The 12,476-nt window shown below is 69.4% G+C and carries 13 protein-coding genes; 5 read left to right on the top strand and 8 right to left on the bottom strand.

The genetic code is table 11. The features are described from left to right. Window position 1 precedes the first annotated feature (1 nt). The 3 genes from satS to EXE63_RS08155 form a co-directional block, all read right to left on the bottom strand. Window positions 2-1,267 carry a protein export chaperone SatS gene (gene satS, locus EXE63_RS08165; protein WP_168141524.1) on the bottom strand — a complete coding sequence of 422 codons (1,266 nt, stop codon included), beginning with the start codon at window positions 1,265-1,267 and terminating at the stop codon, window positions 2-4. A 109-nt stretch (window positions 1,268-1,376) separates the two neighbouring features. After that, complete coding sequence (locus EXE63_RS08160; protein ID WP_168145466.1) at window positions 1,377-2,456, bottom strand: C40 family peptidase; 1,080 nt, start codon at window positions 2,454-2,456, stop codon at window positions 1,377-1,379. Between the two features lie 2 nt (window positions 2,457-2,458). Further along, a complete protein-coding gene (locus tag EXE63_RS08155) occupies window positions 2,459-2,749 on the bottom strand; it encodes a type VII secretion target (protein WP_168141523.1) in 291 nt (96 codons plus the stop codon). Window positions 2,750-2,859: 110 nt separating this feature from the next. On the opposite strand from EXE63_RS08155, the gene upp reads away from it, so the two are divergent. Further along, window positions 2,860-3,483, top strand: a complete 624-nt coding sequence (gene upp, locus EXE63_RS08150; protein ID WP_168141522.1) for a uracil phosphoribosyltransferase — start codon at window positions 2,860-2,862, stop codon at window positions 3,481-3,483. Window positions 3,484-3,486: 3 nt separating this feature from the next. Here the strand turns inward: upp and EXE63_RS08145 are convergent, their stop codons facing one another. Both EXE63_RS08145 and EXE63_RS08140 read right to left on the bottom strand, forming a co-directional pair. Continuing rightward, window positions 3,487-5,076, bottom strand: a complete 1,590-nt coding sequence (locus EXE63_RS08145) for a phospho-sugar mutase (RefSeq protein ID WP_168141521.1) — start codon at window positions 5,074-5,076, stop codon at window positions 3,487-3,489. Further along, on the bottom strand, window positions 5,073-5,522 hold the full coding sequence (locus EXE63_RS08140; protein WP_168141520.1) for a MarR family winged helix-turn-helix transcriptional regulator: 450 nt from the start codon (window positions 5,520-5,522) through the stop codon (window positions 5,073-5,075). The genes EXE63_RS08145 and EXE63_RS08140 overlap by 4 nt, the downstream gene beginning before the upstream one ends. A 95-nt stretch (window positions 5,523-5,617) precedes the next feature. On the opposite strand from EXE63_RS08140, the gene EXE63_RS08135 reads away from it, so the two are divergent. Then, the gene (locus tag EXE63_RS08135) at window positions 5,618-6,709 is read left to right on the top strand and encodes an AbrB family protein (protein WP_234904553.1); all 1,092 of its coding nucleotides are present in this window, start codon (window positions 5,618-5,620) and stop codon (window positions 6,707-6,709) included. Here EXE63_RS08135 and EXE63_RS08130 read toward each other — a convergent pair. After that, window positions 6,666-7,427, bottom strand: a complete 762-nt coding sequence (locus EXE63_RS08130) for a hypothetical protein (RefSeq protein ID WP_168141518.1) — start codon at window positions 7,425-7,427, stop codon at window positions 6,666-6,668. The two genes, EXE63_RS08135 and EXE63_RS08130, sit on opposite strands and share 44 nt — an antisense overlap. Before the next feature lie 14 nt (window positions 7,428-7,441). Further along, complete coding sequence (locus EXE63_RS08125) at window positions 7,442-8,587, bottom strand: FAD-dependent oxidoreductase (RefSeq protein WP_168141517.1); 1,146 nt, start codon at window positions 8,585-8,587, stop codon at window positions 7,442-7,444. A gap of 98 nt (window positions 8,588-8,685) precedes the next feature. Between EXE63_RS08125 and EXE63_RS08120 the strand changes: the two genes are divergently transcribed. Beyond that, entirely contained in the window at window positions 8,686-9,231 is a 546-nt protein-coding gene (locus tag EXE63_RS08120; RefSeq protein ID WP_168141516.1) for a TetR/AcrR family transcriptional regulator, read from the top strand. Between the two features lies 1 nt (window position 9,232). On the opposite strand, the gene EXE63_RS08115 is transcribed toward EXE63_RS08120, so the two are convergent. Continuing rightward, window positions 9,233-10,027, bottom strand: coding sequence for a purine-nucleoside phosphorylase (locus EXE63_RS08115; RefSeq protein WP_168141515.1), 795 nt, complete (start codon window positions 10,025-10,027; stop codon window positions 9,233-9,235). Between the two features lie 18 nt (window positions 10,028-10,045). On the opposite strand from EXE63_RS08115, the gene EXE63_RS08110 reads away from it, so the two are divergent. Beyond that, complete coding sequence (locus tag EXE63_RS08110; protein WP_168141514.1) at window positions 10,046-11,230, top strand: M20 family metallopeptidase; 1,185 nt, start codon at window positions 10,046-10,048, stop codon at window positions 11,228-11,230. Next, complete coding sequence (locus tag EXE63_RS08105; RefSeq protein ID WP_168141513.1) at window positions 11,227-12,405, top strand: amidohydrolase; 1,179 nt, start codon at window positions 11,227-11,229, stop codon at window positions 12,403-12,405. The genes EXE63_RS08110 and EXE63_RS08105 overlap by 4 nt, the downstream gene beginning before the upstream one ends. The last annotated feature ends 71 nt before the right edge of the window (window positions 12,406-12,476 follow it).

The raw sequence follows: 12,476 nt of genomic DNA, 5'->3' as shown, positions 1-12,476 counted from the left end.
ATTATTCGGTGCGCAGCCGGGATTCGACGAAGCGCTCCAGCTCTTCCCACTGCTCGACGGCCTCGACCGAGGAACCCTTGGGCCGGGGCTTCTTGGCGTCGAGCACATGGTCGACGAACGCGCCCAACGGCTGATCGGACTCCAGTGCCTTCGACACGCTCGGGTCCTCGGCGTAATCGCCGACGTCCCTGAGGAATTCCAGTGCGAGATCGAGCTGATCACGGTCCACGGCTTCGGGGCCGTCGGCGATGTCGTCGGCAAGACCGGACAGCACGTAGATGTTCTCGTCGGTCACCTCGACGCGCAGCGATCCGTCCGTCGCCGCGGTGCGGATGATCTCGTAGGAGCTGAAACCGGACAGATCGCTCTCGTGTTCGTCGGCCAGGTAGCGGGCCAGGGCACGCTCGGAGCTGAACACGCTGATGCGGCCGTTGCGGCCCAGGAACCGCGGCTCGTCGCCGAAGTAGCAGCGCAGTGTGTACAGGGTGCCGCTGCTGGTCATGATCCGGATCGGGTCGATACCGACCTGGGTCCAGAAGTCCTCGTCGCTGCCGAGGACCTGGCGTTCGGCCTCGGCCTCCAGCGCGTCGCTCTCCTCTTCGGTGTCCACCTCGCCCTCGATGACGACATCGTCGTCGTCATCGACGATGATGTCGTCGATCTCGGGGGCGGGCTCGGCCAGTTCGGCTTCGGCCTTCGCCGACTCTGCCTCGGGGACATCCGGGGTCTTCACCAGGGCGTCGATGGCGTCGACGACACCATCCCAGGCGCGGCCGATCACCGCCTCGATCTCGGCCCAGCGTTTGCGTCCGGCGCGGCCGCTGAAGGCCTCGAGGCCGCCGCCGATCGTGCCCAGCACCGGGTTGCCGTTGAACATCTTGGTGACCGTCGGCAGGTCGCACACCGATCCGATCGCCGAGACGAAGCCCAGGGTGCCGCGCAGCGTCTTGATGGACTCCTCGGTGGGCTTCTCGGCGACGAGTTCCGGCACGCCGATCAGGTCGTGCTGCTGGTCCTCGGCGGGATCCAACCGGTGCGCGTTGGCCAGGGTGAGCTTCTCCCACGCCGGGTGATCGGTGAGGTCGTTGTCGCTGTCGGTGCGCACGAACGCCGCCAGATCGGCAACCGACTCGAACGCGAAGATGTCCTCGTCCTTGCCGAGGAACGCCTCCCATTCGTCGCCGGCGTCTCGCCAGCGCGGTGCCCACAGGGTGTAGAGGTCGCCGTTGGTCAGCCCGATCCGGACCGGGACGATGTCAGCCGCCATGGCGCACAGCGTAGCGATGTCACCTGGGGTCTTCGGAGGGTCATCCACCCAAACGGTCGAGTCGTCCGGTTCATCTGCCGGCTTGAGCCACACCGCGGCGCGCCGACGGTCACGCGGTGGGTCGCCAGAAACCCTGGAACCCCTGCCCGGCGTTGGCCGTTCGGATGGGGGACAGCTGCACGGGGTCGCCGGCCTCGATCATGGTGCCGTTCCCGACGATCATCGCGACGTGGCCGTCCCATACCGCCAGGTCGCCGGGTCGCAGGGAGCCACTGTCGACGGCCGCGCCGATGTCCTGTTCCTGTGCCAGCCGCGGGATGTTCAGCCCGGCCTCACGGTAGGCCCACTGGGTCAGCCCGCTGCAGTCCAGTCCCACACCGGCGGCGGTGCCGCCCCACTGATAGGGCACACCGAGCTGGGTGAGCGCATGCCGTACGGCGCCGGCTGCCACGGCGTTGGGTGCCATTGCGGTGCTGCCGTCCGGCAGCGTGACCGCCTCGCCGGCGCCGAACTGTGCGGCCTCGGGCAGGTCGCCGCGATGGGCCGCCAGTATCGCCTCGGTGGGCGCGGCATCGATCCCGGGCGTCAGGCCAGGTGAGAACCCGGGGCCGAGGCCGCTCGCCGGGGAGAACCCGCCGCCGCCCGCGGTCGACAGTCCCGCCGACGTGCCCGCCGGAACGGGCGGAGCGGCCTGCGGCGACGCCGCAGTGACGGACTGTGCGCCACCCGAGAGCTCGGCCCGCAGGCGGTCGAGCAGCTCTTCGGCCGCCGCCAGGGCGCGACGCGCTTCCCCGGCGAGCTGCTCGGCCGCGCCCGGTGTGTCCAGCTCCGCTTCCAGCGCGGCTGCCCGGGCCTCGAAGTCGGTGATGAGGCGCTCCAACTCGGCGCGCACCCGGGCCACCGCATCCGCGGCGGCGCGAACATCCGCGCCGAATGCACCGAGGCGGGCGGCGAACGTGTGCGTGCTTGCGACGCCGCGTTCCAGGCGGTCTTCGGCCGATGCCGCCCCTGCGCCGGTCCACGACCCCAGCAGGTGCCTGGCGGTGCGACCGAGGGCGGCCGATTCCTCGTCGAGGCGCTGCTGTGCAGCGGCCAACGCGGCCGACGCCGGGGCGGCGTGCCCGGTGCCGACCAACGCGAGCAGCCGGTGCAGCGGCGCGCTGAGCGCGGCAGTGACGGCGCCCGGCATCGTCACCCGCCGAGCACGACGACCGACCGCCGTTCGGTGTCGACGTAGGACGCGGCGGTCTGGGCGGCGGTGTCCGCCGCCCCGGCAAGGTCCGCGCTCAGCCGGGCCAGCTCCCGCGCCGCCTCGCTCAACGCAGATGACAGCGCGGCGAGAAAATCCGCGCCGACCGGACCGAGAGCCTCAGCGCACGGGTCGGCGGCGGCGGGCAGCGCGGCGGCGATGGCCTCGAACTCGGCGACCGTGCGGTGCAGGCCGGCGCCGGCGGCTCGGATGGCCGCGGTATCAGCGAACATGTGGTTATGACGCGCGCCGGGGCCGTTCGGTTCCCATGAATATTGCGGCCGGCCTGCTCGAGGCAGCTCATCCCGCGCCGCTCGATCGTCGTCCGGCTACCCTTCGGCACATGGATTGTCGCGTCGTTGACCACCCGCTCGCCGCCGCCCGGCTCACCACGCTGCGTGACGAGCGCACCGACAACGCGGGCTTCCGTGCGGCACTACGTGACCTGACGCTGATGCTGATCTATGAGGCGACCCGCGATGCCGCGACCGAACCGGTGCAGGTGCGCACCCCACTCACCGAGACCACGGGCGCGCGGCTGGCCAATCCGCCGCTGCTGGTGCCGGTGTTGCGGGCCGGCCTCGGCATGGTGGACCAGGCGCATGCGCTGATCCCCGAGGCGCAGGTCGGTTTTGTCGGGATGGCGCGCAACGAAGAGACACATCAACCCACGCCGTATCTCGCGTCACTGCCCGATGATCTCAGTGCACGTACGGTTTTCGTCCTCGATCCCATGCTGGCCACGGGCGGGTCCATGGTTCATACCGTCGATCTGCTGCGTGAGCGCGGCGCCGTCGACATCACCGCGGTGTGCGTGGTGTGCGCGCCCGAAGGCATCGCCGCGCTGGAGAAGGCGGCTCCCGGGATCAGGCTGGTGACCGCGACCATCGACGACGGACTCAACGAGATCGCCTACATCGTGCCGGGTCTCGGGGATGCCGGGGACCGCCAGTTCGGGCCCCGCTGAGGCTCACCACATCGAGACGGCGGCCACCAGTTCGGTGCGCAGCTGCTCGGCCCGTGCGCGTGCGGTGACCAGGTCGTCGGTCGGCGCGCGGCGCACCTCGATATACGACTTCAGTTTCGGCTCGGTGCCCGACGGTCGCACCACCACCCGGATCCCGTCGCCGGTGAACACCAGCGCATCGGTGCGTTGCAGGCCGCGGCGCTGCCCCAGGTCATCCAGGTGCACCGGGATACCGGCAAGACAGGCAGGGGGGTCGGCGCGCAGCGCCGCCATCGCCACACCCGCATCCTGCACCCGGCGCGATACCGCCGATGTGAGGTGCACGCCGTGCCGCCGGGCCAGGTCGTCCAAGGCGTCGATCAGCGTGCGCCCCTGTGACCGTAGTGACGTCACCAGATCGCAGATCAGCACGGCAGCGCTGATGCCGTCCTTGTCGCGCACGGCATCCGGGTCGACGCAGTGCCCGATCGCCTCCTCGTAGGCGTAGATCAGTGCGGCACCGGGCGCGGTGGCGCGGGCCAGCCACTTGAACCCGGTGAGGGTTTCGGCGTGCTGGGCCCCGTATCCCGCCGCGATGGCGGCCAGCATCCGGGAGGACACCACCGTATTCGCCACCAACGCCGCCGACGGATCGGTCAGCAGTGACAACAGGTAATCGCCGAGCAGCCAACCTGTTTCGTCACCGGTCAGCATGCGCCAGCCGTGCGTTTGCCCGTCGGGTACGCCGACCGCGCAGCGATCCGCGTCGGGATCCAACGCGATCGCGACCTCGGCGCCCACCTCGGCGGCCAGCGTCAGCAGCAGGTCGGTGGCGCCGGGCTCCTCGGGGTTGGGGAAGGCGACGGTGGGGAAATCCGGGTCGGGGGCGAACTGCGCATCGACGACGTGCACATCGCCGATTCCCGCCAATGCCAGTGCATCCAGCGCGAACTCACCACCAACCCCGTGCATCGGGGTGAGTGCCACCCGGACGTCGCCGGCCGTGCGGCGCACGGTCGCGACGCGTTCCAGGTAGGCCGCGACGAGGTCGGCACCGGCCGGTTCCACCGGGGTGCGCGCGATTTCGTCGGCATGCGGGGCGCGGGTGATCGCCGCTTCGATCTCCCGGTCGGTGGGGGAGATGAGCTGCAGGCCGCCATCGACGAAGACCTTGTAGCCGTTGTCGGCCGGTGGATTGTGCGATGCGGTGATCTGCACACCGGCCGCCGCGCCGAGATGCCGCACGGCGAACGCCAGCACCGGCGTCGGCGCCGGGGTGTAGAGATAGATGACGGTAAACCCTTCGGCAGCAAGGACTTCCGCTGCAGACCTGGCAAAATCCTCGGAACCGTGCCGGGTGTCGCGGCCGACGACCACCGGCGAGCCGCCCAGGCATCTGTCCTTGAGGACCTGGGCCAACGCCCAGGTGGTGCGCATGACGACGGCCACGTTCATACCGTCCGGACCGCCGCGCAGCGGCCCCCGCAAGCCGGCGGTGCCGAACGTCAGCGGGTGCGCGAACCGCCGAGCGATCTCATCGGCATCGCAGGACGCCAGTTCCGCGGCGGTGACCGGGTCGGGGTCGTGCGTGATCCAGTCCTGTGCCGAGGTCATGTCCCGATTGTGCCTGTCTCGGCGTCGGCCAGCTTGCGCAACACCGGGGCCACCAGCAGCAGCAGCCCGAACTCGAGTTCGGTGAGGCTCTCCCGCATGGCGGTATCCAGCCACGCGTCGCGTTCGGCACGGTCGGCGGCCAGCAGGGCGCTGCCTTCGCCGGTGAGTTCGACGAGTTGGCGTCGCCGATCGCCGTCGTCGGCGCGGCGGGACACCAGTCCGGCCGCGGCGAGCCCGTTGATGCTGTCGGTCAGGGACTGCACGCGGACCTGCATCCGGGCGGCCAGTTCGGCAGGGGTGGCGGCGCCGGTGCGGGTCACTTCGGCCAGTACCTGCATCTGGCTCAAGGTCAGGCCGTGATCGGGTCGATGACGCCGCAGTTGGCGGGCGACCGCCATCACCGATTCCCGCAGTTCGGTCGCTGTCGAGGTGTCAGGCAGTGCCATATACCAAGTTATACCTTACTAATATTCAGAAAGACCACAGTTTGTCGCTCGATAAAGACAAGGGCATACTTGCTATTGAGGAGGGGGTCGTGTCGATGGGGAAGTGGCGCGCGATGGCCAAGTGGGTACTGCTGGCGGCGGTCAGTGTCGCGGCCACGATTCCGCTCACCGCGCTCGGCGTGCCCTCGGCGGGCCTGTTCGCCGCACTCGTGGTCGGCATTGTCCTCGCACTGGCGAATCTGGCGCCCGCAGCGGTGCCGCGCAAGGTGGGCATCGGTGCGCAAGGGGTGCTCGGTGTCTACATCGGCACCATGGTGTCGCGTGACGCCGTGGGCGCACTGGGGCCGCACTGGCTGATCGTGCTCGGCGTGGCCGTGGCGACCCTGTTCATCAGCGTGGTGTCCGGCGCGCTGCTGGGTCTGCGCCGCGACGTCAGCCCGTTGACCGGATCGTTGGCCATGGTCGCCGGCGGGGCCTCCGGGCTGGTGGCCATCGCCCGCGAACTCGGTGCCGACGACCGCGTGGTGGCCGTCGTGCAGTATCTGCGGGTGGCGCTGGTGACGGCCTCCATGCCGATCGCCGTCACGCTGATCTATCGCGCCGAGCGGACACATCACGCCGCGCTGGTGAGCCAAACTACCTCGGTGCCTTGGTATCTCAGTGTCCTGGCACTCGTCGGTCTGGTGTTGGTGGGAGCCACGACCGGCAAATTGGTCCGGTTGCCCGGCGCCGGACTGCTCGGACCGCTGGCGCTGACGGTGGTGCTGCAACTGAGTCCGGTGCCCTTCGACTTGACCGTGCCCGCCGTGCTGGTTCAGGTCGGCTACCTGGTGATCGGATGGCAGGCCGGCGTGGCGTTCACCCGTGATTCGCTGCGTGCGGTCGGTCGCATGCTTCCGGCGGCGCTTGCGCTGATCGTGGTGCTGACCGTCGCCACCGCCGGTCTCGGTGTGCTGCTTGCCCGCTTCGCCGGGTTGACCCCGCTTGAGGGGTACCTGGCCACCAGCCCGGGTGGGGTGTATGCGGTCCTGGCCACCGCCGTCGAGACCGGGTCCAACGTCACCTTCGTCATCGCTGCGCAGGTGGTACGCATACTGCTGATGTTGTTCGCCGCACCTTTGCTGGCCAAGGCCATCGTGCGGGTCAGTGACCGCTTCCGGCCTCGCGGCGCACTCGCCGGTAGATGATCGGCTGTGCGGCAACGCCATTGGCCTTGAAGTTGGCCAGCACGAAGCTCCGGAAAGTTGGGCGCAGCAGCAGTGCCGGTAGGAACGACCGCAGCGTCGGCCAGCTCGCGTGATTGACGATGCCGACATCACCGTCCTGGCCCGGCAGTGGCCGCAGCAGCGTCGAGTTCGGCAGGGCAGTGCGCCGCTGGAACCATCCGGCCGTGTACCGCCAGACGGCGTAGACCTTCTCGGCGTCATCGCAGTGGAAGTAGTTGAACAGAAACCAGTGGTCGCTGCGATGATCGACATCGGCGATGCGTGCGGGATTGCCGGCGGCCACCCGATATGAATGCTCCGTGGCACCCGATACTTCGGCGCTCAGCGCGCGATAGGCGACATCGTCGCGGACCGCGTCCAGGTCATCCACGCCGCGGGTGAGGATCAGTGCCACCACGTCGTAGCGGGCGGGCCGCGCGCCGGCCTCGGCCAGGATGTCGGCACCCTCGCCTGGCGGGCGCAGTGCGCCACGGAACACGACGGCCTCGAGCACGTCACCGCGGTCGGCCAGTGTTGCGCACAGGCCCGCCGCCCGGGCGAGCATACGTTCGCGCGATCGGCTCGGCAGTGCGAAAGGGCCTGCCCAGCGGCCGATTTCGGCGGCGATGACCAGAAATCCGCCGGCGCTGGGTTCGGTGAGCGTGACGGGTTCTGCCAACTGGCCGTTTACGATCTTCATGGGTTTCTCCTTGTTCATCGGCGGTCAAGGCCGGACAGTCGGTAAGCCAGGCGGCGACGTACCGCCGGTAGCTTCCCGGCGACCCGCAAGGCGGTGTTGCGGACGGGACGCCTGCGTGCGGACAGCGTCGCCATTCCGGTGAGCCGGTCGGCCAGTGTCACCACGCGAGCGGCGACCCGACGGCGTTGTGCGGCGTAGGTGTCGAGCAGTGCTGCCGATTCGCCGCGCAGCACTCGGGACAGGCATTCGCCGGCGGCGACGGCGTCCTCGATGCCCAGGTTCATGCCCTGCCCGCCTGCAGGTGAATGGACATGCGCGGCGTCGCCGGCCAGCAAAACCCGGTCACTGCGCAGCGTGTCGGCGATGCGGTGGTGTACCCGGAACCGTGAGCCCCACAGCACCTCTTCGACGACGACGGGCCGGGATTGCGGGCCGCGCTCATCGAGTAGCCGCTGCACGAACGCGATATCGGGTACCGCCGGGGCGTCGTCGACGGTGGCCACGATGCGGTAGAGGTCATCGGGCAGTGGAGCGAGCACCACGAGTCCGGCCGGGGAGAAGTAGAGAATCACCTCGTCAGCGGGCACACCGCCGGACAGGCGCACGTCGGCCAGCGCGAACGATTCCGGGTAGGTGCCGCCCGTGAAGGGGATCCCGGTCTGCTCCCGGATCGTGCTGTGCACGCCGTCGGCGCCGATCAGATAGCGGGACCGGACTTGTCGGCCGTCCGAGAAGGTCGACACGACCGCATCGGAACTCTGCTCGACGACCGTCACGGTGGCGGGGCGCACCACGCGCCCGCCGAGGTTGTCCAGGCGCTTGCGCAGCAGGGCCTCGGTATCGGCCTGCGAGATCATCAGCGTGTACGGGTGCGGCGTCGGCAGAGTGTCGAACGGAATGGCCATGAGCAGGGCATCCCGGTCGCGGATCGCGAACGTCGGGGTATGCACGCCGCGCGCGACGAGATCCGGCGTGACGCCGTAGGGCTCCAGGAGTTCCAGGGTGTGCGAGTGCACCACCGCCGCTCGGGAGGTGTTGGCGCCCTCTGGTGCAGCGTCGACCACCATCACCGTGTGTCCGTGCTGGGTGAGCACGATCGCGGCGGTCAGCCCGACCGGCCCGGCACCGACCACCAGCACATCTGTCGTGGGCACCGTCATCTCGACTCCTTTGTCAACAGTTGTTGGCCAACGTCTGTTGACAAAGGTAGATCTGGGTTCGGAGTGTTGTCAACACTTGTTGGCCTACAATCGTTGGCATGAGACGGCCGGCGACCGAGACCAAGGCGGTGATCCTGACTGCGGCCAGGGAGCGCTTCGCCGCGGACGGCTACGAGCGCGCCACCATCCGGGCCATTGCGGCCGACGCCGGCATCGATCCGTCGATGGTGATGCGGTACTACGGCAACAAGGAAGGCCTGTTCGCCGCGGCGGCCGAATTCGATCTCGAACTGCCCGACCTGTCCCAGGTGCCCGTCGAGGGGATCGGCATCGCACTGGCCGACCATTTCGTCGAACGCTGGGAACGCGACGAAGCGCTACTCATCCTGCTACGCGCGGGCGTCACCAATGATGCGGTCGCCGAACGGATGCGCACCATCTTCGCCGCTCAGTTGGCGCCGGTCATCGCCAAGACGATCGCCGATCCGCAGCAGGCGCCGCGGCGGGCGAGTCTGGCCGCCTCGCAGGTGCTCGGGATGGCGCTGTGCCGCTATGTGCTGGCCTTCCCGCCGCTGCGTGAGATGACGCGCCAGGAGGTGGTCGAGTGGATCGGGCCGACCCTGCAGCGCTATCTGACCGGATAACTCAGAGCCGCGCGATCACCCCGGCCAGCAGCGCGCCCATCCGGGCCGCCGACTGACGGCCGGCCTCCAACACCTCGTCATGGCTGAGCGGCTGCCCCGTCATGCCCGCGGCCAGGTTCGTCACCAGCGACACCCCGAGCACCTCGGCACCGGCGGCGCGGGCGGCGATCGTCTCGTGCACCGTGGACATGCCGACCAGGTCGGCGCCCAGGGTGCGCAACATCCGGATCTCCGCGGGCGTCTCGTAGTGCGGCCCGGGCAGTCCGGCGTAGACACCCTCGGTCAGCGCGGGGTCGATCTCGCGGGCGATCGCGCGCAGGCGGGGCGCGTAGGCCTCGACCAGGTCGACGAACTGGGCACCCACCAGCGGGGAGCGGGCCGTCAAGTTGAGGTGATCGCTGATCAGCACCGGCTGGCCGACGCTGTACTCGGGGCGCAATCCGCCCGCCGCGTTGGTGAGGATGACGATGTCGGCCCCGGATGCGCACGCCGTGCGCACCGGATGAACCACGTGCCGCAGGTCATGGCCCTCGTAGGCGTGGATGCGCCCGACGAGCACCAGTACCCGGTGCGCGCCGACGGTGACCGAATGCACCTGGCCGCCGTGCCCGGCCGCGGTGGGCGGGGTGAATCCGGGCAGGTCGGCCATCGGCACGGACGCCGACGGCTCGCCCAGCGCGCTCAGCGCCGGTGCCCAGCCCGACCCGAGCACCAGGGCGATGTCGTGGGTGGGCACCCCGGTTTGTTCGCTGATCGCGGTGGCGGCGTCATTGGCGGCCGTCTGTGGATCTGACACGAGTGAGATACTGCCAGGATGTCCACGGGTAGCGCGTCGTCGATCGTCGAGGACACCGTCAACCGCCGTCGCGATGACCTCGTCGCTCTGTCGCACGACATCCACGCCGAACCGGAACTCGCGTTCGACGAGCACCGCAGCTGCGCCAAGACTCAGGCGCTGGTCGTCGAGCGGGGGTTCGCCATCGAGGCCGCGCCCGGCGGGCTCGACACCGCGTTCCGTGCCGAGTACGGCAGCGGCTCCCTGGTGATCGGCATCTGCGCGGAATACGACGCGCTGCCCGAGATGGGGCACGCCTGCGGGCACAACATCATCGCAGCCTCGGCGGTGGGCACCGCGCTGGCACTCGCCGAGGTGGCCGACGAACTGGATCTGACGGTCGTCCTCATCGGCACTCCCGCCGAGGAGGCCGGCGGCGGAAAGGTGTTGCTGCTCAACGCCGGAACGTTCGACGATATCGCTACGGCGGTCATGCTGCACCCGGGGCCCGCCGATATGGCCGCGGCCCGTTCGCTGGCGCTCTCCGAGGTCGCGGTCAGCTACACCGGGCGTGAGTCGCACGCCGCTGTCGCGCCCTACCTGGGTGTCAACGCCGCCGACGCAGTCACCGTCGCCCAGGTGGCCGTCGGGCTGCTGCGTCAGCAGCTCGCGCCAGGGCAGATGATGCACGGCATCGTCACCAACGGCGGTCAGGCCACCAATGTCATTCCCGCACATGCCGAAATGAAGTACACGATGCGCGCCACCGACATGGATTCGCTACGCCTGCTGGAGGCGAAGATGGCCGGCTGTTTCGCCTCCGGCGCGGTCGCCACCGGTTGCGAACACAGTGTCCGGGAGACCGCGCCACCCTATGACGCGCTGGCGCCGGACCGGTTCCTGGCCGAGGTGTTCCGCGCCGAGATGATCCGCAACGGCCGGCATCCGCTGCCGGTGGAATTGGAGGCGGCCTTGCCGTTGGGGAGTACCGATATGGGCAACGTCACCCAGGTGCTGCCGGGTATCCACCCGGTGGTGGGCATCGACGCCGGCGGTGCCTCGCTGCACCAGCCGCAGTTCGCGGCCGCCGCTGCCGGGCCCAGCGCGGACAAGGCGGTCATCGATGGGTCGATCATGTTGGCTCGCACCGTCGTTGCGTTGGCGCAGAACGGCACCGAACGTGAACGGGTGTTGGAGGCACAGGCCCGGCGGAGGGCGTCATGACCCTGCGTGCGCACACCGACGCGTGGCTGGCCGCCCACCACGGTGATCTGGTGGCCTGGCGCCGCCACATCCACGCGCATCCCGAACTCGGCCGTCAGGAGTTCGCGACCACCGAATTCGTCGCGGCTCGACTGGCCGATGCCGGCCTGAACCCGAAGGTGCTGCCCGGGGGAACCGGCCTGACATGTGATTTCGGGCCGGAGGACCGTCCGCGTGTCGCGTTGCGCGCCGATATGGATGCACTGCCGATGGCGGAGCGCACCGGCCTGCCGTTCTCTTCGACGGTGCCCGGCGTGGCCCACGCCTGCGGGCACGACGGGCACACCGCCGTGCTGCTGGGGGCCGGGCTGGCGATGGCGTCGGCGCCCGAACTGCCGGTGGGCGTGCGGCTGATCTTCCAGCCGGCCGAGGAACTGATGCCCGGCGGCGCGATCGACGCCGTCGCGGCCGGAGCGGTGGCCGGTGTGGCGCGGATCTTCGCGCTGCACTGTGATCCTCGCCTGGAGGTGGGCAAGGTCGCGGTGCGGCTGGGTCCGATCACCTCGGCGGCCGATTCGATCGAGATCACCCTGCATTCGCCCGGTGGGCATACGTCCCGGCCGCACCTGACCGGTGACCTGGTGTACGCGCTGGGCACCCTGATCACCGGTGTGCCCGGAGTGCTGTCGCGGCGTATCGACCCCCGTAAGAGCACGGTCATGGTGTGGGGCGCGGTCAACGCCGGCGTGGCGGCCAATGCGATCCCGCAGACCGGCACGCTGGCGGGCACCATCCGCACCTCCAGCCGTGAAACCTGGTTGACGCTGGAATCGCTTGTCGGCGATATTGTTTCGTCTCTGCTGGCGCCGCTGGCCGTGGAGTACAGCGTGAACTACCGCCGGGGTGTGCCGCCGGTGGTCAACGAAGAGATGTCCACCCGCATCCTCACCCATGCGATCGAGGCGCTCGGGCCGACCGCGCTGGCCGACACCCATCAGTCCGGTGGCGGCGAGGACTTTTCCTGGTACCTGGAGGAGGTGCCCGGCGCGATGGCACGCCTGGGGGTGTGGTCAGGGCAGGGCGCCCAGCTGGACCTGCATCAGCCGACCTTCGATCTGGATGAACGTGCGCTGGCGGTGGGCGTGCGCACCATGGTGAACCTGGTCGAGCAGTCCGGCCTCGTCCAGTGCGAGTAAATGTCACTCTGACAGCGTCGCCGTGGATATATATGCATGACGACGCTGTCAGAGTGACATTGCGAGTCGGC

The organism is Mycolicibacterium frederiksbergense (genome assembly GCF_012223425.1).
GTDB classification, from domain to species: Bacteria; Actinomycetota; Actinomycetes; order Mycobacteriales; family Mycobacteriaceae; genus Mycobacterium; species Mycobacterium frederiksbergense.
The sequence above is the reverse complement of the archived record's forward strand: the minus strand, read 5'-3'. Positions and strand labels throughout refer to the sequence as shown.

Excerpts from the sequence above, each read along its gene's own strand:
- satS (WP_168141524.1), bottom strand. The coding sequence starts at position 1,267 with ATGGCGGCTGACATCGTCCCGGTCCGGATCGGGCTGACCAACGGCGAC.
- EXE63_RS08105 (WP_168141513.1), top strand. The coding sequence starts at position 11,227 with ATGACCCTGCGTGCGCACACCGACGCGTGGCTGGCCGCCCACCACGGT.
- EXE63_RS08160 (WP_168145466.1), bottom strand. The coding sequence starts at position 2,456 with ATGCCGGGCGCCGTCACTGCCGCGCTCAGCGCGCCGCTGCACCGGCTG.
- upp (WP_168141522.1), top strand. The coding sequence starts at position 2,860 with ATGGATTGTCGCGTCGTTGACCACCCGCTCGCCGCCGCCCGGCTCACC.
- EXE63_RS08135 (WP_234904553.1), top strand. The coding sequence starts at position 5,618 with ATGGGGAAGTGGCGCGCGATGGCCAAGTGGGTACTGCTGGCGGCGGTC.
- EXE63_RS08125 (WP_168141517.1), bottom strand. The coding sequence starts at position 8,587 with ATGACGGTGCCCACGACAGATGTGCTGGTGGTCGGTGCCGGGCCGGTC.
- EXE63_RS08145 (WP_168141521.1), bottom strand. The coding sequence starts at position 5,076 with ATGACCTCGGCACAGGACTGGATCACGCACGACCCCGACCCGGTCACC.
- EXE63_RS08130 (WP_168141518.1), bottom strand. The coding sequence starts at position 7,427 with ATGAAGATCGTAAACGGCCAGTTGGCAGAACCCGTCACGCTCACCGAA.
- EXE63_RS08140 (WP_168141520.1), bottom strand. The coding sequence starts at position 5,522 with ATGGCACTGCCTGACACCTCGACAGCGACCGAACTGCGGGAATCGGTG.
- EXE63_RS08110 (WP_168141514.1), top strand. The coding sequence starts at position 10,046 with ATGTCCACGGGTAGCGCGTCGTCGATCGTCGAGGACACCGTCAACCGC.
- EXE63_RS08155 (WP_168141523.1), bottom strand. The coding sequence starts at position 2,749 with ATGTTCGCTGATACCGCGGCCATCCGAGCCGCCGGCGCCGGCCTGCAC.
- EXE63_RS08120 (WP_168141516.1), top strand. The coding sequence starts at position 8,686 with ATGAGACGGCCGGCGACCGAGACCAAGGCGGTGATCCTGACTGCGGCC.